Source organism: Pseudomonas sp. SJZ103 (assembly GCF_007828335.1).
In the GTDB taxonomy this organism is placed as follows: Bacteria; Pseudomonadota; Gammaproteobacteria; order Pseudomonadales; family Pseudomonadaceae; genus Aquipseudomonas.
In genome coordinates this window covers 121,589-144,628 of sequence record NZ_VIUN01000015.1, presented here as the reverse complement: position 1 = coordinate 144,628, position 23,040 = coordinate 121,589, and the positions used below count along the sequence as shown (strand labels likewise).

17 protein-coding genes and 3 pseudogenes are annotated in these 23,040 nt (G+C 56.4%); 15 read left to right on the top strand and 5 right to left on the bottom strand.

What is annotated here, in order from left to right:
* Positions 1-347 precede the first annotated feature (347 nt).
* The 15 genes and pseudogenes from FBY10_RS26125 to FBY10_RS26060 all read left to right on the top strand — a co-directional run.
* Positions 348-1,502 carry an NAD(P)-dependent alcohol dehydrogenase gene (locus FBY10_RS26125; RefSeq protein ID WP_256663587.1) on the top strand — a complete coding sequence of 385 codons (1,155 nt, stop codon included), beginning with the start codon at positions 348-350 and terminating at the stop codon, positions 1,500-1,502.
* A gap of 88 nt (positions 1,503-1,590) precedes the next feature.
* Positions 1,591-2,988, top strand: coding sequence for an aldehyde dehydrogenase family protein (locus FBY10_RS26120; protein WP_218571049.1), 1,398 nt, complete (start codon positions 1,591-1,593; stop codon positions 2,986-2,988).
* A gap of 111 nt (positions 2,989-3,099) precedes the next feature.
* On the top strand, positions 3,100-4,395 hold the full coding sequence (locus tag FBY10_RS26115; protein ID WP_145338209.1) for a cytochrome P450: 1,296 nt from the start codon (positions 3,100-3,102) through the stop codon (positions 4,393-4,395).
* A 51-nt stretch (positions 4,396-4,446) separates the two neighbouring features.
* On the top strand, positions 4,447-5,412 hold the full coding sequence (locus tag FBY10_RS26110; RefSeq protein WP_145338210.1) for a PDR/VanB family oxidoreductase: 966 nt from the start codon (positions 4,447-4,449) through the stop codon (positions 5,410-5,412).
* Positions 5,413-5,537: 125 nt separating this feature from the next.
* Entirely contained in the window at positions 5,538-6,113 is a 576-nt protein-coding gene (locus FBY10_RS26105; protein WP_145338211.1) for a MaoC family dehydratase N-terminal domain-containing protein, read from the top strand.
* The gene (locus tag FBY10_RS26100; protein ID WP_256663588.1) at positions 6,113-6,616 is read left to right on the top strand and encodes a MaoC/PaaZ C-terminal domain-containing protein; all 504 of its coding nucleotides are present in this window, start codon (positions 6,113-6,115) and stop codon (positions 6,614-6,616) included. Before FBY10_RS26105 ends, FBY10_RS26100 begins: the two co-directional genes overlap by 1 nt.
* 374 nt (positions 6,617-6,990) lie before the next feature.
* Entirely contained in the window at positions 6,991-8,157 is a 1,167-nt protein-coding gene (locus tag FBY10_RS26095) for a CaiB/BaiF CoA-transferase family protein (RefSeq protein WP_145338212.1), read from the top strand.
* 232 nt (positions 8,158-8,389) lie between these two features.
* Positions 8,390-10,231 carry a DUF1302 domain-containing protein gene (locus tag FBY10_RS26090; RefSeq protein ID WP_145338213.1) on the top strand — a complete coding sequence of 614 codons (1,842 nt, stop codon included), beginning with the start codon at positions 8,390-8,392 and terminating at the stop codon, positions 10,229-10,231.
* Between the two features lie 157 nt (positions 10,232-10,388).
* A pseudogene (locus FBY10_RS26085) lies at positions 10,389-10,637 on the top strand (transposase); the annotation flags it as partial.
* Positions 10,638-10,859: 222 nt separating this feature from the next.
* A complete protein-coding gene (locus tag FBY10_RS26080) occupies positions 10,860-12,209 on the top strand; it encodes an IS110 family transposase (protein WP_145338214.1) in 1,350 nt (449 codons plus the stop codon).
* Positions 12,210-12,836: pseudogene (locus FBY10_RS26075) on the top strand (IS3 family transposase); the annotation flags it as partial.
* A 58-nt stretch (positions 12,837-12,894) separates the two neighbouring features.
* Positions 12,895-14,271, top strand: a complete 1,377-nt coding sequence (locus FBY10_RS26070) for an IS30 family transposase (protein WP_145338215.1) — start codon at positions 12,895-12,897, stop codon at positions 14,269-14,271.
* A gap of 304 nt (positions 14,272-14,575) precedes the next feature.
* Positions 14,576-15,268 carry a transposase gene (locus FBY10_RS26065; protein WP_218571048.1) on the top strand — a complete coding sequence of 231 codons (693 nt, stop codon included), beginning with the start codon at positions 14,576-14,578 and terminating at the stop codon, positions 15,266-15,268.
* The gene (locus FBY10_RS32350) at positions 15,222-15,632 is read left to right on the top strand and encodes a transposase (RefSeq protein WP_218571047.1); all 411 of its coding nucleotides are present in this window, start codon (positions 15,222-15,224) and stop codon (positions 15,630-15,632) included. The genes FBY10_RS26065 and FBY10_RS32350 overlap by 47 nt, the downstream gene beginning before the upstream one ends.
* Before the next feature lie 12 nt (positions 15,633-15,644).
* A pseudogene (locus FBY10_RS26060) lies at positions 15,645-15,830 on the top strand (IS3 family transposase); the annotation flags it as partial.
* A gap of 827 nt (positions 15,831-16,657) precedes the next feature.
* On the opposite strand, the gene FBY10_RS26050 reads toward FBY10_RS26060, so the two are convergent.
* The 5 genes from FBY10_RS26050 to FBY10_RS26030 all read right to left on the bottom strand — a co-directional run bounded on the left by FBY10_RS26050 (position 16,658) and on the right by FBY10_RS26030 (position 23,037).
* Positions 16,658-18,559 (bottom strand): acyl-CoA synthetase, encoded by a 1,902-nt coding sequence (locus FBY10_RS26050; RefSeq protein WP_145338217.1) that lies wholly within the window; start codon positions 18,557-18,559, stop codon positions 16,658-16,660.
* Positions 18,559-19,512, bottom strand: a complete 954-nt coding sequence (locus FBY10_RS26045; RefSeq protein ID WP_145338218.1) for a fumarylacetoacetate hydrolase family protein — start codon at positions 19,510-19,512, stop codon at positions 18,559-18,561. The genes FBY10_RS26050 and FBY10_RS26045 overlap by 1 nt, the downstream gene beginning before the upstream one ends.
* Before the next feature lie 46 nt (positions 19,513-19,558).
* Positions 19,559-20,653: a VOC family protein gene (locus FBY10_RS26040; protein ID WP_145338219.1), complete on the bottom strand. Its 1,095-nt coding sequence runs from the start codon at positions 20,651-20,653 to the stop codon at positions 19,559-19,561.
* Between the two features lie 61 nt (positions 20,654-20,714).
* Positions 20,715-21,374 carry a TetR/AcrR family transcriptional regulator gene (locus FBY10_RS26035; RefSeq protein ID WP_145338220.1) on the bottom strand — a complete coding sequence of 220 codons (660 nt, stop codon included), beginning with the start codon at positions 21,372-21,374 and terminating at the stop codon, positions 20,715-20,717.
* A 70-nt stretch (positions 21,375-21,444) separates the two neighbouring features.
* The gene (locus tag FBY10_RS26030; protein WP_145338221.1) at positions 21,445-23,037 is read right to left on the bottom strand and encodes a bifunctional 3-(3-hydroxy-phenyl)propionate/3-hydroxycinnamic acid hydroxylase; all 1,593 of its coding nucleotides are present in this window, start codon (positions 23,035-23,037) and stop codon (positions 21,445-21,447) included.
* Positions 23,038-23,040: the final 3 nt, after the last annotated feature.

Below are 23,040 nucleotides of genomic sequence, written 5' to 3'. Positions count from 1 at the left end.
TCCAGTTCTGACCCGGAGCGCGATCCCGTTAGTCATGGACGGGCTGGAGGTGTGATGTAAGCAATGGGATGGACGCCCCCGCCCATAATCGTATTGCTGCGCCAGAGTGGATGGGGATCGTCTGGCCAAGTCATCTTCCGACGCACCTCCAGCCATTCGGCCAGCACCTTTGAAAGACTAATTTCTTATTTTGACTACAGCGTTGCCTTCATTGCCCGGTGATGGGTGACCGTGGGCGCCAGCCTGGCGGGCATAGAGGGGTAGACACATCGGTGTATCCGACGAAATCAAAGGACTCAGTTCGTAACTCGTCGCTTTCGACGATTCGACCGCCGAGGGATTTCCGCATGCTCGATCTCACGTCTAAAGCCAATTGGAAAGGTGTCTCCAACATGAAGATCGTTGCCGCCGTTATGCGCTCGTCCAATGCACGCTTCGAACTGGAGTCGGTCGAGTTGGATGCGCCTCGCGCCGACGAAGTCCTTGTACGCATCGTCGGTGCGGGTGTGTGCCATACCGATCTGGTTGCCCAGGAGGGATATTTTCCATTGCCTATGCCGGCCGTTTTCGGGCACGAAGGGGCGGGTATCGTTGAGCAGGTCGGATCAGCTGTGACCAAGGTCCGGCCGGGAGATCGCGTCGCGTTGACCTTCAATTCCTGCGGCCAGTGTTCGTGCTGTCTCGCCGAATCATCGCCTTACTGCAAGTTGTTTACGCCGCTCAATTACTCCGGTGCGCGCATGGACGGTTCGAAGACCCTGCGTGGAAAAGACGGTGCCATCTCTGGCAGTTTTTTCGGACAGTCGTCATTTGCGTCTTATTCGATTGCCAGCGAACGTAACGTCGTCAAGGTGCTGGATGGGGTACCGCTTGAGTTCGCGAGTGTCCTGGGCTGCGGAGTCCAGACCGGGGCCGGCGCGGTGATGCGTTCGATGGTATGCCGGCCACGCAGCTCGTTGATGGTGCTGGGAGGCGGTGCCGTAGGGTTGAGTGCCGTTTTAGGCGGGGTAGTCCAGGGTTGCAGCACGATCATTGTCGTTGAACCGCTGCAGGGCCGCCGAGAGCTGGCGCTCAGTCTCGGTGCAACCCATGTCATTGACCCGGCAGCCTGTGACGATCTATCCAGCGCGGCACGTTCGATTTGCCCTGACGGCGTTGATTATGTGCTCGATACGAGCGGGCGCCATTCCGTCGTGTCGGCAGTACCGCGGATCCTCGCAGCACGCGGTACTTTCGGGTTTGTCGGAGTGCCCCCTGCAAACGAACGCGAGCTGTCGTTGCCCGGTACGCTGCTGCAACTGATGCGTGGAGGTTTTACCTACCGAGGCATCATCGAAGGCGACAGCGAACCGGACGTATTTTTACCGCAACTGATGGAGCTCTATCTGGCGGGACGTTTTCCGTTCGACCGGATGATCAAAACGTATCCACTTGCGCACATCAACGAAGCGATTGCCGATCAACATCGCGGCCTTTGCACGAAAGTCGTTTTGCTTCCCTGAACGCCTCGCCTAACGGCGATGCGCCAGTTCAGCGATTGTTTCAATATTACTAAGGGCTTCATTTATGGACACTCGGCACGCGTTTCACATGTTGATTGATGGCGCACTGGTAGACGGGGATTCGCAGTTTGGAATCGTCGATCCTGCAATTGAACAAGTATTCGCTCAGGCGCCGGATTGCAGTCGTATCCAACTGGATCATGCGGTCGCAAGTGCGCGGCGTGCCTTCCCTGGCTGGCGTGCCATTGATATCGAGCAGCGGCGGGCGCTGCTGGAACAAATGGCACCGAAGATTGAGGCGGCCCGAGATGAACTGGCGAGGTTGTTGACGCGAGAACAAGGTAAACCCCTGTTGTCTGCACAACGTGAGCTGGAGAGTCTTGTTCGATTCATGCGTGGTCAGTGCAAGCTCACCTTGATGAAGGACGTTGTTAACGAGGATGGGCCAGAGCGTCGCAGCATTACCCGACGTGTTCCAATTGGCGTTGTAGCAGCATTAGCACCCTGGAACTTTCCAGTATTGCTGGCCTGGTGGAAGGTAATTCCGGCGCTTCTGGCAGGAAACACCCTGGTGTTGAAACCATCGCCGCTGACGCCTCTCACTGCTTTGCGCATCGCTGAATTGTTGGCTGACGTCCTTCCCCCCGGTGTGCTCAATGTTGTGAGTGGTGGTGATGACCTGGGACCATGGCTAAGTACACATGTGGGGATCGACAAAGTCAGCTTTACCGGGTCCACGGAAACCGGTAGGCGTTTAATGGCAGGCGCGGCCCCCACATTAAAACGCTTGACGCTTGAGTTGGGCGGTAATGATGCCGCTATCGTGTTGCCTGATGCCGATATTGAACAGCTGATCCCTTCCTTGTTTTGGGGCGCATTCGCGAATAGCGGCCAGGTGTGTGTGGCGGCCAAACGCTTGTATGTGCATCGCAGCTGCTACGATGCCGTCCGTGATGGACTCATGGCTTATGCGAAAAGCGTTGTAGTCGGCAGTGGGTTGGACCCCCTTAGCCAACTAGGCCCCATTCAGAATGAGCGACAGTATCGTCGGGTCCTGGACTTAATCGATGATGCTCGCCGCACCGGTCTTGACATTTGTTTTCAAGGCGCTATTCCCTCGGGCCCTGGATACTTCGTACCGGTTACATTGATCGATAATCCCCCTGATGACGCACGAGTGGTGACGGAAGAAGCCTTCGGACCGGTGCTCCCTCTGCTGCGTTACGACAGCATCGATGAAGTCATTGACCGCGTTAACGATAGCCCGTTCGGCCTTGCAAGTTCGATCTGGGGACGCGACGAAGCACTCGCACTCCACATTGCCGGGCGTATCAATTGCGGAACGGTATGGATCAACGAGTCGATGTATCTATCACCTGATGCACCCTTTTCAGGGCATCGCCAATCGGGTGTGGGAGTAGAGCATGGTGTGGAGGGGCTGCTGGCCTGCACGCAGCCTCAAGTGATCACACTCAAGCGTCGCTAGTTAGTTGCTCTCACTACTCCCACCAACGCAGAGCGTCGATTGAAGTGTTGTGCGCCGCGCGGAGGCTGGGTGTTTCACACGTTAACTTTCAGTAACGGGAAAACAGTCATCATGAATTCTACGAATTATGAATTGCCTGCCGACTTGGCCAACCAGTTGGTTGACGCACGGACCTATGCAAACCTGGATCTTCTGCATGGACTTTATGCAACGGCACGCGCCGAATACCCGGTCGCGCGTGCAAATGTGGAAGGCTATGAGCCGTTCTGGGTAATCAGTAAATACGCTGATGTGGCTACCATCTCACGGGATAGCAAGCTGTTTCATAACGGCGATTACTCTGTTGTATGCCGTCCAAAATCGGCCCTTGAATACGTCATTGCGACGACAGGGTGTCCGCATTTTGTGCGGGCGTTGACACACATGGATGGTGACGAGCACAAGAATCTCCGCGCGCTGACACAATCATGGTTCATGCCTAACAGTATTCTCAAGTTAGATGGTCGAATCCGGAAGTTGGCAAGCGAAATTGTCGAAAGCATTCGGCAGCAGGAGGGTCGGCGGATTGATTTTTCGACGGATTATGCACTGCACTATCCATTGCATGTGATCATGGACATTCTCGGCGTTCCGCAAGAGGACGCTCCTCGAATGTTGATGCTGACGCAGGAGTTTTTCGGCAGCGAAGATTCCGACCTCAAGCGCAAGAACTCCAGTGAGAGCGACTCGAGCGGCGCAGCGATGGGGAAAGCCATGATGGCTGTTGTCGAGGACTTCAAGGTGTATTTCGAACAACTGACCGAAGATCGTCGAAAGAATCCACGTAACGATATCGCGACGCTGTTGGCACATGCGGAGGTGGACGGGCAGCCGATCGACGAGGTGGCTCGTCTCGGTTACTACTTTATTATCGCTACGGCTGGCCATGATACGACTTCCTCATCGACCTCGGTAGCAATGTGGGCATTGAGCCGTTTCCCCGAGTTGTTGCCACGCCTGCAGGCTGATCTATCACTAATCCCGCAATTCCTCGACGAGGCGCTGCGCTTCGCATCTCCCGTGCGGCATTTTATGCGGACAGCAACTGCAGATACTGAAATTCGAGGACGTGTCATCCGCAAGGATGATTGGCTCATGCTCTGCTACGGCTCCGCAAACCGTGATGAAGAAGTCTTTCCGGATCCTTTCCAATTCAATATAGATCGTAAACCGAACCGGCATCTGGCGTTCGGAATCGGTAATCACGTGTGTCTTGGCCAGCATCTGGCGAAGATGGAGATGCGCATTCTATTCGAGGAACTTATTCCCAAGCTCCTGAGAGTCGAGCCCGCTGGAGAAATGGACTTTGTAGCGTCCAACTTCGTCGGCGGCCCCAAGCATCTTCCAGTGCGCTGTGTAATGCGATAATGGCCGTGCCCTCAATAGCCTAAAAGACCAATAAAAAAGAGGAATGCTGTCATGAGTACGGATAGCACTATGTTTGTAAAGGTTACACGTCGAGTCCAAGAGACTCCGGATATCATTAGCATCGAGTTGTGTGCGGAACATGGAGGCGCCTTGCCAGCCTTCGAAGCAGGCGCACACATTGACGTTCACGTTTCAGCTGGCGTTGTTCGGCAATACTCACTCTGCAATGCTCCCTCGGAGCAGCACCGTTATGTGATTGGCGTGTTGCGCGACCCAGCATCACGAGGGGGATCCATCGCCATTCATGAAGGGTTTACCGAAGGTTCCCGGGTGGAGATTGGCATGCCGCGCAATCATTTTGCGTTACTTCCAGGCCGCAGCAGTATTCTCATTGCCGGCGGCATTGGCGTCACCCCCATCCTCTGCATGGCAGAGGCGCTTCACGCTCAGGGGCGCAACTTTGTGATGCATTATTGCGCTAGAAGTAAACAACAGGCCGCGTTTCTTGAGCGCATACAGCATTCGTCATTTGCATCCCGTATCGCGGTCCACTTCGATGATGAAGCACCGCTACAAAAACTCGATCTCGACGAGTTGATTGCGCAGGCTCGCGAGGATGACGATTTCTATGTCTGTGGTCCGAGCGGGTTTATTGATTGGGTTTGCGCTTCAGCCGAAAAAGCCGGAGTTGCGAAACATCGCATCCGGTTTGAATACTTCAATGCAAAGTCCGTTGATACATCACATGATCAACCATTCCAAGTACAAGTCGCCAGCACAGGGGAAGTGTTCGATATTCCAGCCGACCGTTCGATAACCTCCGTGCTATCTGAGGCGGGGGTCGATATCTATACGTCTTGTGAGGAAGGCACTTGCGGTACCTGTGTGACGCGCATCATCAAAGGTGTGCCGGACCACCGTGATGTATTTTTGACCGAGGATGAGCATTCCGCGGGAGATGTGTTAACCCCGTGCTGCTCTCGCTCTAAATCAGAAATGTTGATACTGGATCTTTAACGGTAGGCGCATCGCCCGTGGAGTGTTGTGAGTCTTTACGCAGGTCCGTCGGATGGCGTGTGGTCCGTGACCGGCAGGACAGCGCCATACCTTTTCAGGCATCACGCAGAGAGGAGTGGGAATATATGACGATGCGTGCTGATGCGTGGGAGGCTGACTGGCAGCCAATGATCACTGCCATCGGGCGAGATTTCGATGATCTCCCGGTCGTTTTTGTGGCAGATCGAATTGAGCGTAGTGCCGTACGCCGATGGCTTGAGCCGCTGGAGTTTGACTGCGCACTTCACTTCGACACCGATGTGGCCCGGATGCATGGCTATAAAGATCTCCTGGTACCTAACGCTGCTCTTTCGACCTTTGCCCTGGCCCCTATGTGGCGGCCGGGAGAGGTTCTCTTCACGGATGATGCGCGCGATGCCCAACCATCGAAAACGCCTTTGTCGGGAGTCATGTGTGACCTTGAGCCAATAACCACTGCTCTTTTTGTCACGGATCTTGAAATTGATTACTTGCTGCCAGTGACGGTGGGCGACCGTCTGCTCAAGCGAGGGGCCAGGCTGATCGCTTGTATTCCAAAGGAAACCAAGGTAGGACGAGGCGCCTTTATCACCTGGCAATCAGAACTGATCAATGACCATCTCGAAGTGGTTGCTCGCAGTCGCACTACTTATTTTCGTTATAACCCACATCCGAGATCATGATGATGGAACAACGATATTGGGAAGAAGTCATTGAAGGAGAAGAACTCGCCAGCCTGTCGTTTCCACTCACTGTCTATCGATTGGTGATGGCTGCCGGTGCTAGCCGGGATTTTAATTCTATCCACCACAACAGCGAATTTGCGAAATCCACCGGGGCGCCAGAGATGTATGCGAACAACTACTTGCTACAAGGTATGTGGGAGCGAGCGGTGCGGCAATACATTGGCAATGGGGGGGTAATCCGGCAGCTACGTGGGTTCCGTATGCGCAATTTCAATACGGTAGGCGACACTGTTGTCGTCAAGGGCCGCGTTGTACGCAAGTGGTTGGAGGGTGTCGGGTTAGTAGAACTTGAGATCTGGTCGGAAAATACTGGCGGCGTCTCTGTCGGGCCAGGGCGAATAATCGCCATGCTGCCCACAGAGCGACAGCATAGAGCTGACTCGCTGGCGGGTCGCCGGCCAAGCTTTTCTGAAACGTCACCGCATCCAGTACCTGATTAGGTATTTGCCTATTTACGTCGGCCGCAGGGTCGCAGAACGCCTCAATTGGGCGTTTTTTTCGCCACGCAAGCGACAGGCGTATAAGCGCTGTTACCTATGTTGATCCTGTGCCTGATGCCGGCGAACGGTTGAAAGCCAAACCGCAGATTGTCGACGCAGAGTTTGTCCTGAGCTCGTCGGAAGCGACGATTCGACGTGAAGCATCAGGCGCCATGCTGGCCACCGATGAGTCATAGGTATCAACGAACGGTGTGGCGCCGATTGCGATGGCAATGATGTCAGGGGAACCTTCAGGGAGTGATTTCGCGTTCATTCTCTTAGTGCATCGGAGTGCTGCTCTATCGCGCTCCTGACCGGTTTTTTGGAGAAACTTTATGAAACCTTCCCTTTTGAACGATCTGCGGGTAGTTGATATGACGACCGTTATTTTCGGTCCGTATTGCACGCAGATTCTGGCTGACTTGGGTGCTGACGTCGTCAAAGTAGAGCCAGATAAAATAGGTGATGCTTCGCGCAACATAGGTAAGTCCGCTAAAACCGCTTACATGGGGCCCCTTCATCTGCGACTTAACCGGGGGAAACGTTCGGTAGTCTGGGATTTGAAGAGTTCACGCGGCCGCGAAGCGTTTGAACGCTTGCTTGCCAAGAGCGATATCTTTATTCACAACATTAGGCCGGATGCTGTCGGGCGTGCCAATCTAGACTACGAAACGGTGCGTAAATTACGTCCTGATATTATCTACGTGCACTGCACAGGGTTCGACACAGTAGGCCCGTACAGCGGGAGGCCGGCTTATGACGATATTATTCAAGCGGCGTCCGGTGCCGCATCGTTACTGCCGCGCGTTGACGGTAATCCCGCTCCGCGCTTCATACCGATGGCGTTCGCAGACAAAGTGTCAGGGCTGCACGCCGTTTATGCAGTAATGGCGGCCGTCATTCACCGTATCAGGACCGGAGAAGGGCAGTACGTGGAAGTCCCCATGCTCGAGTCGATTGCCAGCTTCAATCTGCTGGAGCATCTCTATGAGCGTACCTTCGATCCAGCCATTGGCAGTACGGGTTACGCCCGCCAGCTTGATCCTTCTCGTCAGCCAATGCAGACGAAGGATGGGTACATCGTTATTGCGCCTTACCAGGATGGACGTTGGCTCAAATTCCTCGAGCTCAGTGGTTTGTCCCATGTCCTTGAAGAGCCAGGCTTGACGACGCTCATGGAGCGTCGTACCAACGCTGATCGACTGTATCGCTACATGGCACAGGTTCTTCCAGAGAAGACCACCGCCGACTGGTTGGCCTTGCTATCGGAACACCAGATCCCTGCAAGTAACGTCAACACGATCGATGATTTACTCGACGATCCGCAGCTTAAGGCGTCCGGCCTTTTTACGCTTCGCGAACATCCGACCGAGGGGCGTTATACAGAAGTAGGTCAGCCAGTGCGTTTTTCCGCGGTTGAAAGAGTTGCGCTAAGGGATGCCCCAACAATCGGACAACACACTGAAGAAATAAGTCGGGAACTGGGCCTTGATTGGCAATGATTTGGTTATTGGTTAATCCGTTTGACGTTAAAAATTGTCTCTGAAGTCGATCGCTGCGGGATGGTTAATCTTGCGAAGTTAAGGCTTCGCCAAGGTGAGTGTCTGCACTTTTAGTCGCCATTGATTGCAATAAAAAAACCTGGTGTCGCTAAGCATTTGGTTGTCACCAGTGAATACCGCAGGGCAGAGTATAGGGTTTCTCAAGAAAATAAGTATAAGAGGAGAGACGTTCATGATGGTGAATCATTCAAAAATTAATAGTAGTTTTGGTGCGGTCTTCGTATATTTTGCATTCAGCCAAAATTGCATGGCCGTGCAGTTTGATTTGAGCGAGACGTGGCGTGCTCAGATAGACAGTAGCGTTAGCGTAGGATCGGCCTGGCGTACCCAGTCGCCGAGTAAACTCTTGTATACACGACTCAATGGGGAACGCGTCGGGAGGTCAGGTGGGTTGGCGACCGTCAATGTGGACGGTGGTGACTTGAACTATTCTCGCGGTGATCGTTTTTCCACTCCCTATAAATTATTGTCGGATATTCAGATCACCAATGGACAATATGGCGGACTGCTTCGTATAAAAGCGTGGTATGACGACGCATTAGAAAATAGTGGTGTCCATTCGGGTAGCCAGGCGAATGGTTACAAAAAAGGGGGGAATTTGGATGATAGTGGCGCAGCGAGACTTGCCCGCTATAAAGGTATTGAAGCGCTCGACTCTTATGTGTGGGGAAAATTTGCCACCGGAGGGGGAGAAACTGAAGTACGCGCAGGCCGGCAGTCAATACCTTGGGGCGGGAGCCTGTTCTTTCAAGGAATAAACCAGGTTAATCCAGTCAATTTCTCTGCCTTGCGCAAACCGGGCGCGGACTTGCAGAAGGAAATGTATATTCCTATATGGTCTCTCTATACGAAATTTACCTTTGCAGGAGGGGGGGCTGTTGATGCATTTTATCAACTGAAATGGCAACCCAGTGTTTTTGATACCTGTGGACCTTACTGGGTATCCTTTGAAATGGGACTTTCTACCAAGGCCGGCGGTACTTGCCAAGGCGCTGCACTTCTGCCGGGCAATACCTCGGAAGCTCAATACAGAGATGGAAACTACTTACCGCTTGGAGACGGTCGAGAGGGCAGTGACAGTGGTCAGTTCGGCATTGCCTATCATTATCCGCTTGAGTTGATTAATACAGAGATTGGTCTTTACGCCATGCAACTGAACTCTCGGATGCCCATTATCAGTGCGCGCACCGGCGATGATCCCCCAGGTGCGCTGTTGAATGGTCCTAAATCGGTAGAAAATATTGGCTTGCGACCGGCAGAGGGCTTTTGGGAGTATCCGGATAATATCCGCATCTTTGGTATCACTACAAAATCAAAGGTTCGCGGTTGGGCGCTGGGAAGCGAGTTAAGCTACACCCCTAATCAGCCCGTCCAGAGGAATGCAAATGATATTGTAATGGCGCTTTTTCAAGGGACTGGCCCCCTTGGGCAACAATCAATAATTGCTCGAGATTCGGGTGTTGGCGTGGATGTTGGCGGTTACGACAGATTGAAAAAAGCTCAGTTTACAGTCAATGCCGCGACCGCACTTCCGGCCATGTTATATGCGCAAAAAGGAACGTTCGCCAGCGAGGTCGCCGTTCAATATGTTGATGTGGGTGACAGCTTTACAGGCATTCGCTATGGGCGTGGATTTATTTATGGCAGTGGTGCACATGAGAGCTTAGGTGGCGGCCACTGCTTGACTGGTAATACACAGCCCGATGGGTGCCGAGACGATGGATATGTGACGAAATACTCATGGGGGTATCGGTTGAAAGGGCAGCTTGATTACTCTGTAAGTTATATTGCAGGACTTTGGGTTTCCCCAAATGTCTATTTCGCCCATGACGTTAGTGGTTTTTCAAGTGATGGTCAGATGGTTGAGGGGCGTAAACAGCTTGGCCTTGGTGTTAAGTTTTCTTATCAGTCGCTAACGATGGATGTGAGTTATGTGAATTTTTCTGATAGTGCTAAGTACGACACCTTTAGGGATCATGATTACGCAAATGCAGCACTAACCTATAAATTTTAAGTGGTGCGGAAAATTAACCTTTTAGCATAGGGTTATGAGATGGGGCGATGCACTTAATGAGTCGCCCCGGATTCTCTAGAGACCTTGCAAGCTCAAGTGGACTGCCCCCGACACCGTAGACATCTCCAGCCTATGCTTTGAGCATAGGAGGAAGTTTATGAGCACCCAACGATTCACGCCGGAATTCAAGGCAGAAGCCGTCAGGCAAGTCATTGAGCGCGGATACTCCGTTGCGGAAACAGCCGAGCGCCTCGGCGTTTCGACCCACAGCCTCTACAAATGGGTCAAAGCCGTGACGCCTGACAAAACCGAGAAACAGGCCAGCGAACTGCTCGAAGCCAAAAGCGAGATTTTACGGCTGCGAGCCCAAATGCGACGCTTGGAAGAAGAGCGCGACATCTTAAAAAACCGCCTCCCCGGTGCTCCGTGGCCCATTGGACTAGAAACACTACGGGCTACACTGATCTCTCTGGACAGTGGTCGCTGGCTTTTTGGAGGCTAAGTCCCCGTCAAAAAACTTGACCCAGGGGAAGCTGCGGACCCGTTAGTGGTGGCACGTTCCGTGACCCCGTTTAGGAAGGTGATTTGATCCGAGTCCCCGTCCAGTTCAACTTGACTGGAGGTGCTCATGAAAAGGCATGATCTGAAGCAGCGTGGGTTACCGGTTATTCATGATCACGCAGCCGGCATTGATATTGGCTCACGCTTTCATGTGGCGGCCGTTCCTGCAGACCTGGCCAAAGAATCCGTTCAAACCTTCCAGGCCTTCACTGCCGATCTCGAGCGCATGGCCAACTGGCTGGTCAGTCTCGGGATCACGACGGTCGCGATGGAATCGACAGGCGTTTACTGGATTCCGGTTTACGAAATACTGGAAGCGCACGGCCTTCAGGTCGTACTCGCCAATGCGCGTGATGCCCGTGCGGTGCCAGGACGTAAAACCGATGTGAATGATGCACAGTGGATTCAACGACTCCATGCCTGTGGGCTGCTTCGTGCCAGCTTTCACCCAGATCGTGAGATTTCGGCTTTGCGCAGCTATTTGCGGCTGCGGGAGCGTCATCTCGATTATGCCGCGGCGCATATTCAGCACATGCAGAAAGCTCTCACGCACATGAACCTGCAATTGCATCACGTCGTGGCCGATATCACCGGCTTGTCAGGGATGCGGATAATCCGTGCCATCGTCGCAGGCGAGCGCAGCCCCTCCTCGTTAGCGGCGCTAAGTGACAAGCGCTGTAAGGCGGGTATTGATGTGATTGAGGCATCGCTGGTCGGCAACTACCAGCCCGAGCACGTTTTCGCTTTGACGCAGGCGCTGTCCATGTATGACGCTTATCAAGCGCAGCTACTGGTTTGCGACCAGCAGATTGCACAAACGTTGATTAAGCTCTCGCAGGAAAAGACATTGCCCGCTGAGCCGCTGCCAAAACCACGGCATAACACTCGGCAACCCAACGCACTCAATTTCGATGTACGTACCTTGCTCTATCAACTGGTAGGTGTTGATCTGACCCAGATCCACGGCATCGGCCCCTATCTGGCTCTTCGGCTGGTCGCCGAGTGCGGCACGGATCTGAGTCGATGGCGAACTTGTCACCATTTCACTTCCTGGCTCACCCTTGCACCCGGCTGTCGCATCAGTGGCGGCAAGGTACTTTCGGCCCATACCCGCAAGACCAAAAATCGAGTGACCGCCCATCTGCGCTTAGCCGCAGTGACGGTCGGCAGAACCAATACCGCATTGGGGGCGTTTTATCGGCGGCTCGCGGCGCGAATCGGCAAATCCAAAGCGGTCACGGCTACCGCTCGAAAGATCGCGATCCTGTTCTACAACGCCATGCGTTTCGGCATGAATTATCAAGACCCTGGAGCCGATCACTATGAGCAAAAATATCGGGAGCGAGTAGTAAAAGGTCTACACCGACGCGCGGCCGAGTTTGGCTTCACGCTGCAACCGGCGGAGGGTGTTTCTTAGGAAGGCAGCGCGTTACTTCGCCAGGGAACCCGAGTGAAATACCGCTTTATGAACGAGCACCGACATCAATATGCGATCACTACGCTGTGTCGGGTTTTGCAAGTTGCTCGTGCCGGGTTCTATCAATGGCTACACAAGCCTGTTTCTGATCGAGAAAAAGAGAATGGTCGGCTGTTAGGGCTGATCCGCGACTCCTATGCGGCCAGTCGAGGTGTATATGGTGCACGGAGGGTGTTTGCTGACTTGCGCGAGGCTGGAGAAAGTTGCGGCAAGCACCGTGTCGCGGCGCTGATGCGCACCAATAAAATCAAGGCACTCAGAGGCTATAAAGCCCCGTGCGCAATCAAAGGGCGGCCATCGATCATTGCCCCCAATCGACTCAACCGGGCGTTCACTGTCGATGCACCTAATAAGGCTTGGGTGACCGATATCACTTACATCCGGACGTGGCAGGGCTGGTTATATCTGGCCGTCGTACTGGATCTGTATGCTCGCAAAGTGGTCGGCTGGTCAATGAAGCCAACGCTTGGCAAGGAGCTGGCATTGGATGCACTGCTCATGGCGGTATGGCGCCGTAAACCCAAAACCAGAGTCATCGTGCATTCGGATCAGGGTAGCCAAGGCGGATTCAACCGGTCGTCGCAACACCTTGATCGAGGTGTTTATGGGACGACCCGCAGGATGGATGCAAAAATTGACGGGGCGGGGAGCGATGCGTTCTCCAGGTGCACCCTCACTTCGTAATGTGATCGAGCGGCTATTTTGGGTGCAGATTGCAACAGGCATCACAAGCGAAAAGGCAGCACATGCCGTTGGCGTATCAACAGCGGTAGGTACACGCTGGTTCCGTCATCGAGGCGGGATGCCATTATTCATGTCGAATCACATATCAGGACGATACTTATCGTTTGCTGAGCGGGAAGAGATTGGGCTGCTTCGAGCGCAAAGTGTTGGCGTTCGTGAGATCGCCCGTCGTCTTGGACGAAGCCCATCGACAATTTCACGGGAGCTGACACGAAATGCTGCTACCCGTTGCGGTCGGCTTGAATATCGAGCGTCAGTAGCGCAATGGAAGGCAGAGCTGGTGGCCAAGAGGCCGAAACCAGCGAAACTGGTCACGAACCCGCGACTGCACCAGTACGTACGCGACCACCTTGAGGGCAAGGTTCAAGACGCCGATGGGCGTGAGATTTCTGGGCCTCGGCAAGCGCCCTTCAAAGGCAGAAATAAACCGCATCGCAGTGACCGTAAATGGGTCAATGGCTGGTCGCCTGAACAGATTGCCAACCGACTCCAGATCGATTTTCCGGATGATGAATCCATGCGTATCTCTCATGAAGCCATATATCAGGCGCTCTACATTCAGGGTCGAGGAGCTCTCAAGCGCGAACTGGTGAGCTGCCTGCGCTCAGGACGAGCATTGCGCGTGCCGAGAGCCAGAGCGCAGGCCAAAGTGTGGGCACACGTCAGCGAGGACGTCATGATCTCCAGTCGCCCTGCTGAGGTAGAAGATCGGGCTGTACCCGGGCATTGGGAGGGCGACCTGATCATCGGTCTGAACCGTTCTGCGATTGGAACTCTGGTCGAGCGCTCAACTCGATTTACCATGCTCGTCCATCTGCCTCGCGAGAAAGGTTATGGGCTAATTCCCCGCACGAAGAACGGCCCGGCGCTGGCTGGCTATGGGGCTGTTAGTATGGCCAACGCATTGAAAAAGTCGGTGACTGATCTTCCCATCGAGCTGTGGCGATCTTTGACCTGGGATCGTGGAAAGGAGCTGTCGGATCACGCTCGATTTACCATCGAGTCCGGAGTAAAAGTTTTCTTTGCCGATCCACATAGTCCATGGCAGCGCGGCACAAACGAAAATACGAACGGCCTTCTACGGCAATACTTCCCGAAAGGCACTGACCTTTCTCGTTGGAGTGCCCAAGAAATACAGGCGGTAGCTCACGTACTTAACACTAGACCTCGAAAAACACTCGGCTGGAAAACACCTGCCGAAGCACTGGATGAATATCTAAAGTCTGTACAACAACCCAGTGTTGCGACGACCGGTTGAATCCGCCCAATATGGCAGCGATGACTGGAAACGTTTTTGTTTGGCCAACCACCTAGAGCCGAGTATGAGCCGCCGAGGAAACTGCTGGGACTCTCAGTTCACTATGCTCAGGAACGTCAGCTCAATCTGACCCATGCTGGGATTGGCTAGCTATATGCCTTGGTGTTGAGCTGTCGATTGATCGCTGGCGTTCCCTGGCATTGCCGGGCCTGGCGTCTGTGACCTAATAGGAGCCTTGTGCTGCACCCTGAGAGTCCTGTCCTGCGTCCGGGGTTGGTAGTGCGTAACCGCAGAGGTACTACGCATGAGCACTTCGAAAATCACTGAGGTCATCCTGGGCGTTGATACGCATCTGGATATCCACGTTGGTGTCCTGATCAACGTAAACGGACAGCTTTTAGGTACGCTCGCCGTTGAAACTCAGGTGAGTGGATACCTTAAGTTACTGGCCTGGGCTAAATCGTTCGGGTTGTTCCAGCGAGCGGGTGTCGAAGGCACTGGCACTTACGGTGCAGGGTTGGCACAGGTACTTCGCGACCACGATATTGCTGTTTTTGAGGTCAATCGGCCTGATCGAACCAAGCGCAGACTGGAGGGAAAATCCGTTCCTACCGATGCGGAAACTGCGGCTCGTTTAGTGTTATCTGGTAGTGCCACGGCTGTTGCTAAAACCCGCTCAGGAGCGGCTGAGGCAATGAGAGAAATTTCCGTTGTCCGCCGAAGTGCCGTGAAAGCCAAAACACAGGCGATCAACCAGATTAGATCGTTGTTGGTCAGTGCACCACAAGAGATCAGAGAACAGCTCTGGGATACTAAACCTGCCGAGTGCGTCGGTAACTGCCTGCATCTTGGCTCGTTAGGGTCGGCCCCATTCCTGGCTGTGTTGGCTACGTCACTTAGGCTTCTGGCGAGGCGCTGGACGGCCCTCGCGGCGGAGCTTAAAGAACTCGATGACATGCTGGAATCTGACTCAGCAGTACGCACATCGTCTTCGTAATCAATTCGGTGTGGGCCCCCAGTCGGCGGCAATCCTGATCTCCGTTGCCGGCGATAATCCTGAACGCCTGAAGAGCGAGTCAGCGCTCGCTGCGCTTTGCGGTGTCAGTCCGTTACCGGCGTCATCCGGAAAGACGGTTCGCCACCGCCTGAACCGTGGAGGGGATCGATCCGCCAACAATGCGTTGTGGACGATCGCCATGGTGCGTATGCGCAGTGATTCACGAACCAGAGCCTACGTAGCGCGTAGAACGGCTGAGGGACTGTCATCCAAGGAGATTCAAAGATGTTTGAAGCGCTATATTATTCGAGACTTGTACCCTCTGATTTTGGCCGATTTGAACGAATCGAGGCACGTCGGTTGACATAGGAGCGTCAATGCCGTGGCGGAGTCTTTTTTCAGCAGCCTGAAAAAAGAACGCATTCGCAAGAGGATCTACAAAAACCGTGACATGGCCCGTGCCGACGTATTCGATTACATTGACGCGTTTTACAACCGAACGCGTCGTCACAGTTACCTGGGCGGCGTCAGTCCTGAGGCCTTCGAAAGTGCCTCACTTTGAGGCTGGAAAATGTCTATGAGGGCGGGGCAGTCCACAAGCTAGGTGTCGTCTTGGTCAACTCGCTCGCACGGGACTAGATCAGGTGCTTCAATTCTTACGGCCTGGGTCTTTGTCACCACTACCGGCTTTGCCGCGCATGCCGTCAGGCAGAGGCTTTGCAGCCCAACCACGAACAGGCTTGTGTACGCCATAGAGGAAGCCATAGAGCTTGGGCCTTGCATCTACCTCACGATCTATCCTGTTGTTGGTCTATACGAACACCTTCTTGGCTTTGTCTTCTGGGTTGGCCAGCCCTTTCAGCTGCCTCATCCCTCACACGCTGACGGTTAGCCACCACGAGCTTCTAATACTCTGTTGGCGCTGATTGAAAACTGCCCCCCATCAACAGCAGCGCATTTATCTGCACACCAAAAACAGCAATGCCCATGCGCGCTTCCAACTACTCGTCAATTTGGATCCGGCACAGCGTGTCGAATCAGTGGTAACCAAGCATCGCCAGCGGTTGTCCTCGGTCACCGGAACATTATCAATGTTTCTGGCCTAGCCCATGAATACTGACGGTTCGACAACTTGTGCTGTCGACCAATGATCGCACGAGCCTCTTCAACATCTTGACGAGCCTGGGTCGAGGCCAGGTTTTCACCGATAGCTTTGCGGGCCAAGCGGTTCAACTGACCGAGTACATCCTTAGGTTTGACTACCTGGGTCAGTCTCACCACCGTGTCTTCGGGTATTTGTGAGCCAGTGCTGTCAGGACCTGACATATCTGTTTAAGGTGCGGCCATTAGTCAGGTGTTACTTTTTGCAAGCATCACTTTTCATGACTGTCATTCAAGCCATTTGACGTGGAAGCTGTAGCGCCCGAGGCGCAGAGCCAGTTCCTCGCGTTGTTGTGCGCAGCGAATCTGTGCGACGAGACCCCGCCGTGGGTCCTGCACAACCTCCACATGCACATCGCTCAGACCGCAACTCAGACTTTCCTGGCGGACCACCTCGGCAATTTCTCTCTGTTGCAACGCCGGTTTGAAAATCTTGCCCACCGCCGTCACCGGCAAGGCGTCAACCAGCACAATGCGCTTGGGGATCGCCGCACGCTCGGTGATGTGCCGGGCGGCAAACGCAGCCAGTTGCTCGGTGGTGCAGGGCGACCCCGGGGTGAGCTGCACATACGCGACCGGTACTTCGCCGGCGTGGGCATCAGGGCAACCGATGACGGCAACCAGCGCGACATCCGGATGGCCTTGCAGGACGTCCTCGATCTGCCTGGGGTCAAGGTTGTGCCCGCCGCGAATGATCAATTCCTTTTTACGCCCGGTCAGCCAGAAATATCCATCCTCGTCCTCGCGCCCAAGATCGCCCGTGTTGAGCCAGCGTTGCCCGTCGATGTCGAGCCACAGGCCTTTGTTGTGCGCCGCGTCCAGATAGCCGGCAAAGACATTCGGCCCGCGGATGGCGATCGCGCCCACCTCATTGGGCCTGGCCTGGCGCTGGTACAGGCCATTTTCATCAAGCATCACCGCGCGCATGTGCTGGTAGGGCAGGCGTAGACCGATGGAGCCGATGCGCCGTTCGCCATCGGGCGGGTTGCTGGAAGAAACGCAGGCGCCTTCGGTCAGGCCGTAGCCTTCGAGTACCGGTACGGCGGTTTTTTCCTCGAACGCCTTGAACAGCTCGACCGGCATGGGCGCAGCGCCACACAGGCCGGCTTTGAGGCTGGAGATATCCTGGCCCTGTAACGGTTGCTGCAGCAACGCTGAGTAAAGGGTCGGCACGCCCGAGAAAAAATTGATCCGGAAGTGCTCCACCAGGCTCCAGAAACCGGTCACTACACCGGCACCGCGATAGCCCTGTGGCGTGCCGAGGATCACCTGGTCTCCATGGATCCAGGGCATCAGGCCGGTGACCAGTTGGCCGTTCACGTGAAACAGGGGCAAACCACAGAAAATGACCTGTCCGGGCGGACGCGGGTGCATGCATAAGGTCATCGACCAGGCGTTGAATACCTCCGAACCGTGGGTACGCATCGCAATCTTTGGCAGGCCGGTAGTGCCGCCGGTGCAAAAATAAGACGAGATATCCTCAGCGCGGATTTGTCGACCGCTCTTCAACTGGTTGCCGGGCTGGCGCCTGATCAGGCTGCGCAGGTCAGCGATCTTCACGCCGGGGGTCGCAGTCCTGGCTCGCCATGCCAGCCAGCGCAGTGCCAGGCCTTTGAGCACACCCACGTAGGGCGACAGGCTCACCCACAGCACCTGTCGCACCCCGGGCAGGTCGGGCAACTGGCTGGCAAGCTTGGGCCACAGGTCCGTACCGGGCGTAGGAGCGAGGGTCACGACCACACTGGCGTTGGCCGCGCGCAGCAGCTCGCCGATGTGTGCCGCCTCCAGCAGCGGGTTGATGGCCATGACGATGCCGCAGGCTTCGCCGCCCCAGATGACAAAATGGGTTTCCGGCAGATTGGGCAGGATGAACGCCACCACCTCGTCGCTGCCCACGCCGAGCTCATGCAGCGCGTTGGCGGTGCGGGTGATGTCGGCGAACAGCGCGGCGTAACTCCAGTCGTGGGTATGCTTGAACGTCCTGGCATCGAGGAAAAAGCGCAGGGCGGTGGCATCCGGTGTGCGTTGCGCCTGGGCCTGAAGGGCGGCATAGGTGCTGGCGGGCACTGGCTGTCGGTCCAGCGCGGTGTGTTCGATGGCCAGGATATCGGCGAGGGAGGCGACCGCCATCAGGCTTCCCCCACCACGTGGTTGCGCTGCACGCCGAGGTCGATCACGCCGTCGCTGCTGCGGATACTGGCCTCCACGACATCGCCCACCCTGAGGTACTGGCTGCGGGCTGCCTGGGCCTTTAAGAAGATTTTCCATTTCAGCGCTTCCGGCAATAGCGCGCCGATGCGCTGTTTACCCGGCGAAGGCACCGCCAGCGCGCAGCCGGCCGGCGTACCGGTGGCGATCAGGTCGCCCGCGGCGAAGTCCTGCACGCCGGACAGTTCGCTCAAGGTTTCGGCCGGTCCATGCACAAGGTTGGCGGTGCTATCGCTCTGGCGCACCTGGCCATTGACCGTCAGGCGCAGGTGCAGGTCCTTGAGGTAGCGGGTTTCGTCCGGTGCCAGCAGACACAGGTACGGCCCGACCGGGCCGAAGGTGCGAAAGCTCTTGCCCTTGTAGAATTGCATTTGTGGAATCTGGATATCGCGGGCCGAATAATCGTTGACGATGACCACGCCGGCCACGAACTCGTGCAGGTTGGCCTCGTTGACGGTAACCCTGGTCGTGATCTCACGCTTGAGCACCAGCCCCAATTCGACCTCGTAATCGAGAAAGCGCACCGTGCGCGGCTTGATCAGATCGCTGTCGGCGGCAACGATGCAACTGGTCGCCTTGGTGAATATCATATTGAAATGCTTGGCGTCCGGGTTCATGCCGGATTCGATCATATGCTGGCGGTAATTGGCGCCCTGGCATACGAACTGTTGATCGCGAGTGACCGGGCTGAGCAGCCTGACCTGTTCCAGTCGCAGGGGGTCGCCCTGGACGGCCGCGAGCATGGCCAGGCTCTGCGTGCGCACGAAATCGCCCGTACTGGCGAACGTGCCGGGAACCGGGGTGATCGACTGCCCACGCAGCACGCCCCACTGAATGGTGTTCTGGTAAGCAAAACGCACGACATGCACGGCCATGTGAGGCTCCTGGGCAACGAGGTAAAGGATGGGGTCAGTTCAACGCTCAGCCGAACAGCCTTGCCAGGGTGATCAGCTTGCGCACCGTCAGATCCGGGCTGCGGCGCAGGTGATGGAACATGGCGCGGATGACCGCCAGACGCATCCTGGGGCGGGTAAAGCTCCTGGGCATGCGCTGGCCCCATTGCGCCATGGCCTGCGCGCTGATCCTGTGTAACCCGGTGGGGTGATCGGCGGTAAACAGGTCGCCATCGCAATAGTGCTCATGTTTGTCGCCCCACGGATCCTGCCAGTAATCGAAAATCTGACTGCCCAGAATGTGCCGGCCAATGCCCCAGGCGTGGACCCAGCCGCGCTCGCGCAATACCCGCTGGCCCATGCCCACGGCATCTGCATCCACCACCTCGTAGGCGCTGTGGCTGTAGGCCGGCATCATGCCCTGGGCCAGGGCCAGGGTATGGTGGTCGGCCGGCCTGTCGCCCAGGTCCAGGCGCAGAAAAGCCACCGCCGGCGAGCCATCGGCAAATACCTGCACATCGCTGGGAATCAGACCGAAATGCCCGGTGTACCAGGCGCACGTCGCCTGATAGTCAGCGACTTCAAGTACCACATGGCCCAGGCGAATCACTTCAGGTGGTGCAGCGGGGGGCCGCTGGGTGTTGTTGATCCGGGGCGTATTGTCCGGTTGATTGACGACCAGGGCAGGGCGGTGTGGCCATTGATCGGCGGGGGTCTGGCCGTAAACGGCTTCCACGCAAAACCCTGAAGGATCGATCAGGCGCACGCGTTGGCCGGCGCCGGGGCCCTGGGCGGGTTCGATGCCGCTGGCGCCGGGCAGGCGCGCGAGCTTGTGCAGGTCGTCAAGGCTGTTCAGGGTCAGCCCGAAGCCGACGAAGCGCTGTTTTGCGGCCCGGTGGACGCGGTAGCAATAAGGGGCCGCGCCTGGGCCGCGCAGGTAGAGGGTGTCGCCATCGCACTGGCTGGTGTGCAGGCCGAAATCCTCCAGGTATCGCGCGGCTTTTTTCAGGTCCGGCCGTTCGAAAATCAAATAGGCCAGGCTGCTGGCTTTTACTGTCGGTGAAGGATGACGCGCGGGCTGTTCCGTGAGCAGGCGCGGCGCGATAGTGGTCTCTGGGCGCATCTGTTGGTACTCCTTCCCGTCGATTCGCCGGGTTGATGGGCAGCCTGTGCGTGTCCGGCCGTCAGGACTGGACAGGATGCGGCAGGGGGCTGCCGGCCAGTTTTTTGGCTTTGGCCGGGGTCGCCCCCAGGGCCTTCAACACCATTTCGGCGACCTTCACGTCATGCTCATCGACCGCGCGACCTTCGACCGCGCTGCGCATGCCGCCCAGGGCGCAGGAAAGCACCACATCCAATGCCACGCCTTCGTCTGTGAATTTCAGCGTGCCTTGCGCCGCACCGACGCGAATGTCTTGCAACACATACATCGCCAGTTTCGATTGCAGGCCCTGGTCGAAGTGCACGATGCGCACCAGGGCCCTGGCCCAGTCCGGGTCGGTCATGGCGCGCAGAATGAACATGCGCACCCCGATGGCAATCCGCTGGGCGCCGTTATCGATGCCCTGGCTCAAGCGCGTGATGATCTCGGAGAACTCGCAGGCCAAGGCAATGCCGACGGCTTCGATCACGTCCTCGCGGGTACGGAAATAGTTGTAGATGGTGCCGGTGGAGACTTCGGCCTCTTCGGCCAGGTCGCCCAGGCCGGTTTCGAATACATCCTTGCGTGCATACACGCGCAGCGCGGCTTTGAGCAGCCCCTGCCGGGTGCGTTCGCGTTTTTTATGACCCCGCGTCAGCGGTGCGTCTGCGTCAATAGGGGAAGCGGCGGTGGGTTTGATCATGGTTTCTGGCACTGCGTCGTGGAAAGTGACAGGCCTCTCAATCAGGCCTGCGTCAATTTTAAATGTTCTTTCAATCTTGCATCAGCGCCATGCAGGCATTCAGCAGCCCTGCCGCCTGAGTGGCGGGCGCGCTGTGCATAATGACGCGGTCCGGGCGCACCGCCAGCAATGATTGCGCCGGCATGCGCTTGAGCAGCTCGCCACTCAAGTCCTCGACCCACGGCGTCTGCGCGCTGCCGTGCTGGCCGCGCTGGACTATCTGCAAGAAATTACCGCCGTGGGCTTGCCAGCGCTCACGGCTGGTCGCGTCAAGGTGCTGGAGAGGGTCACAGCCAAAGCCGATCAGGGTCAGTTGAACACCGAGCGCATCATCACTGAGCACGATGTTGCGGGCGGGATCACGCACCAGGCTTTGGGGCAACAGGCTTCCGCCGGCCAGTACGCCGCGCGGGGCTTTCTGCATAAAGAGGCCCTGCTTGAACTGGTTGCCGGGTTTGATTTCCAGCTCCTCGAACAGGCGCCGTGCCGGTGGGAACAGGGTCATGGTCTTCAGCACACCGTGGATTAAAACGGCCAGCAGTGCATTGCGCGGCATCACGGCACGCCCCATCAGTTTGGCCAGGTTGATCATCTGTTTGGCGTGGGGCCTGCGCTCCTGATCGTAACTGTCGAGGATCGCGGGCGCGGCCCGGTGGTTGAGCACCCAGGCAAGCTTCCAACCCAGGTTGCACACATCGCGCAGGCCGGCCACCAGGCCTTGGCCGACGAAGGGCGGAGTGATGTGCGCCGCGTCGCCCACCAGAAATATCCGACCGTTCTGAAAACGCGTGCAGCAACGCGCATGAAAGCGGTAAACCGCCGTGCGCTCGATGCTCAGCTCGTCGGCCTTCACCCATGGGGCCAGGAGTTCGGCGATGCGCTGCGGGTGTTCCATGGTCTCGCGAGTTTCGCCGGGCATCAGCATGAACTCCCACCGTTCCCGCCCGCCGGGCGCCGGCATGTGCGGGGTAGGGCGGCGGTGATCGCAGAGGAATTCCACATGATCGATGGCCAGGTTTTCACGGCGATTGGCGTCAATGATCAACCAGTCTTCGGCAAAGGTCTTTCCCGTAAACGCCTGGCCAATCAGGGTGCGAACCCGTGAGCCGGCACCGTCGGCTCCCACCAGGTAACGGGCCTCTACGGTGAGTGGCTGCCCTTGCTCATCGGCGAGAAACGCCTGCACATGGTCGGCATGTTGCCGCACATCCAGCAATTGATAGCCCGTGCGGACGGTCACGCTGGGGTGTTCGCACAAGCGCGTGCGCAAGGCATTTTCCAGATCCGGTTGATAGAACGTCACCAATTTGGGATGACCGTCGAGACTGCCGCTGGTATTGGCGCGACTGAACTGACCCAGCACGGGGCAGTGCATTTTCACCTCGGGAATCACCACTTTGTCGAAGGCATCTTCGGCCAGGCCGATCAGTTGCAACAGGCGCAATGCTTCGTTATCCAGCGCGATGGCGCGCGGCATGCGCAGGATGTCATGGCGCATATCGATCACCAGCGCATTGACATGATAACGACCGAGCAAGGTCGCCAGGGCTGCGCCCACCGGGCCGAACCCGACGATCAGCACGTCGACCCTGGCGGGCATCTCGGTCCTGTTCTTGTTGTGCATGGC

Excerpts from the sequence above, each read along its gene's own strand:
- FBY10_RS26125 (WP_256663587.1), top strand. The coding sequence starts at position 348 with ATGCTCGATCTCACGTCTAAAGCCAATTGGAAAGGTGTCTCCAACATG.
- FBY10_RS26120 (WP_218571049.1), top strand. The coding sequence starts at position 1,591 with ATGTTGATTGATGGCGCACTGGTAGACGGGGATTCGCAGTTTGGAATC.
- FBY10_RS26115 (WP_145338209.1), top strand. The coding sequence starts at position 3,100 with ATGAATTCTACGAATTATGAATTGCCTGCCGACTTGGCCAACCAGTTG.
- FBY10_RS26110 (WP_145338210.1), top strand. The coding sequence starts at position 4,447 with ATGAGTACGGATAGCACTATGTTTGTAAAGGTTACACGTCGAGTCCAA.
- FBY10_RS26105 (WP_145338211.1), top strand. The coding sequence starts at position 5,538 with ATGACGATGCGTGCTGATGCGTGGGAGGCTGACTGGCAGCCAATGATC.
- FBY10_RS26100 (WP_256663588.1), top strand. The coding sequence starts at position 6,113 with ATGATGGAACAACGATATTGGGAAGAAGTCATTGAAGGAGAAGAACTC.
- FBY10_RS26095 (WP_145338212.1), top strand. The coding sequence starts at position 6,991 with ATGAAACCTTCCCTTTTGAACGATCTGCGGGTAGTTGATATGACGACC.
- FBY10_RS26090 (WP_145338213.1), top strand. The coding sequence starts at position 8,390 with ATGATGGTGAATCATTCAAAAATTAATAGTAGTTTTGGTGCGGTCTTC.
- FBY10_RS26080 (WP_145338214.1), top strand. The coding sequence starts at position 10,860 with ATGAAAAGGCATGATCTGAAGCAGCGTGGGTTACCGGTTATTCATGAT.
- FBY10_RS26070 (WP_145338215.1), top strand. The coding sequence starts at position 12,895 with ATGCAAAAATTGACGGGGCGGGGAGCGATGCGTTCTCCAGGTGCACCC.
- FBY10_RS26065 (WP_218571048.1), top strand. The coding sequence starts at position 14,576 with ATGAGCACTTCGAAAATCACTGAGGTCATCCTGGGCGTTGATACGCAT.
- FBY10_RS32350 (WP_218571047.1), top strand. The coding sequence starts at position 15,222 with ATGACATGCTGGAATCTGACTCAGCAGTACGCACATCGTCTTCGTAAT.
- FBY10_RS26050 (WP_145338217.1), bottom strand. The coding sequence starts at position 18,559 with ATGGCGGTCGCCTCCCTCGCCGATATCCTGGCCATCGAACACACCGCG.
- FBY10_RS26045 (WP_145338218.1), bottom strand. The coding sequence starts at position 19,512 with ATGGCCGTGCATGTCGTGCGTTTTGCTTACCAGAACACCATTCAGTGG.
- FBY10_RS26040 (WP_145338219.1), bottom strand. The coding sequence starts at position 20,653 with ATGCGCCCAGAGACCACTATCGCGCCGCGCCTGCTCACGGAACAGCCC.
- FBY10_RS26035 (WP_145338220.1), bottom strand. The coding sequence starts at position 21,374 with ATGATCAAACCCACCGCCGCTTCCCCTATTGACGCAGACGCACCGCTG.
- FBY10_RS26030 (WP_145338221.1), bottom strand. The coding sequence starts at position 23,037 with ATGCACAACAAGAACAGGACCGAGATGCCCGCCAGGGTCGACGTGCTG.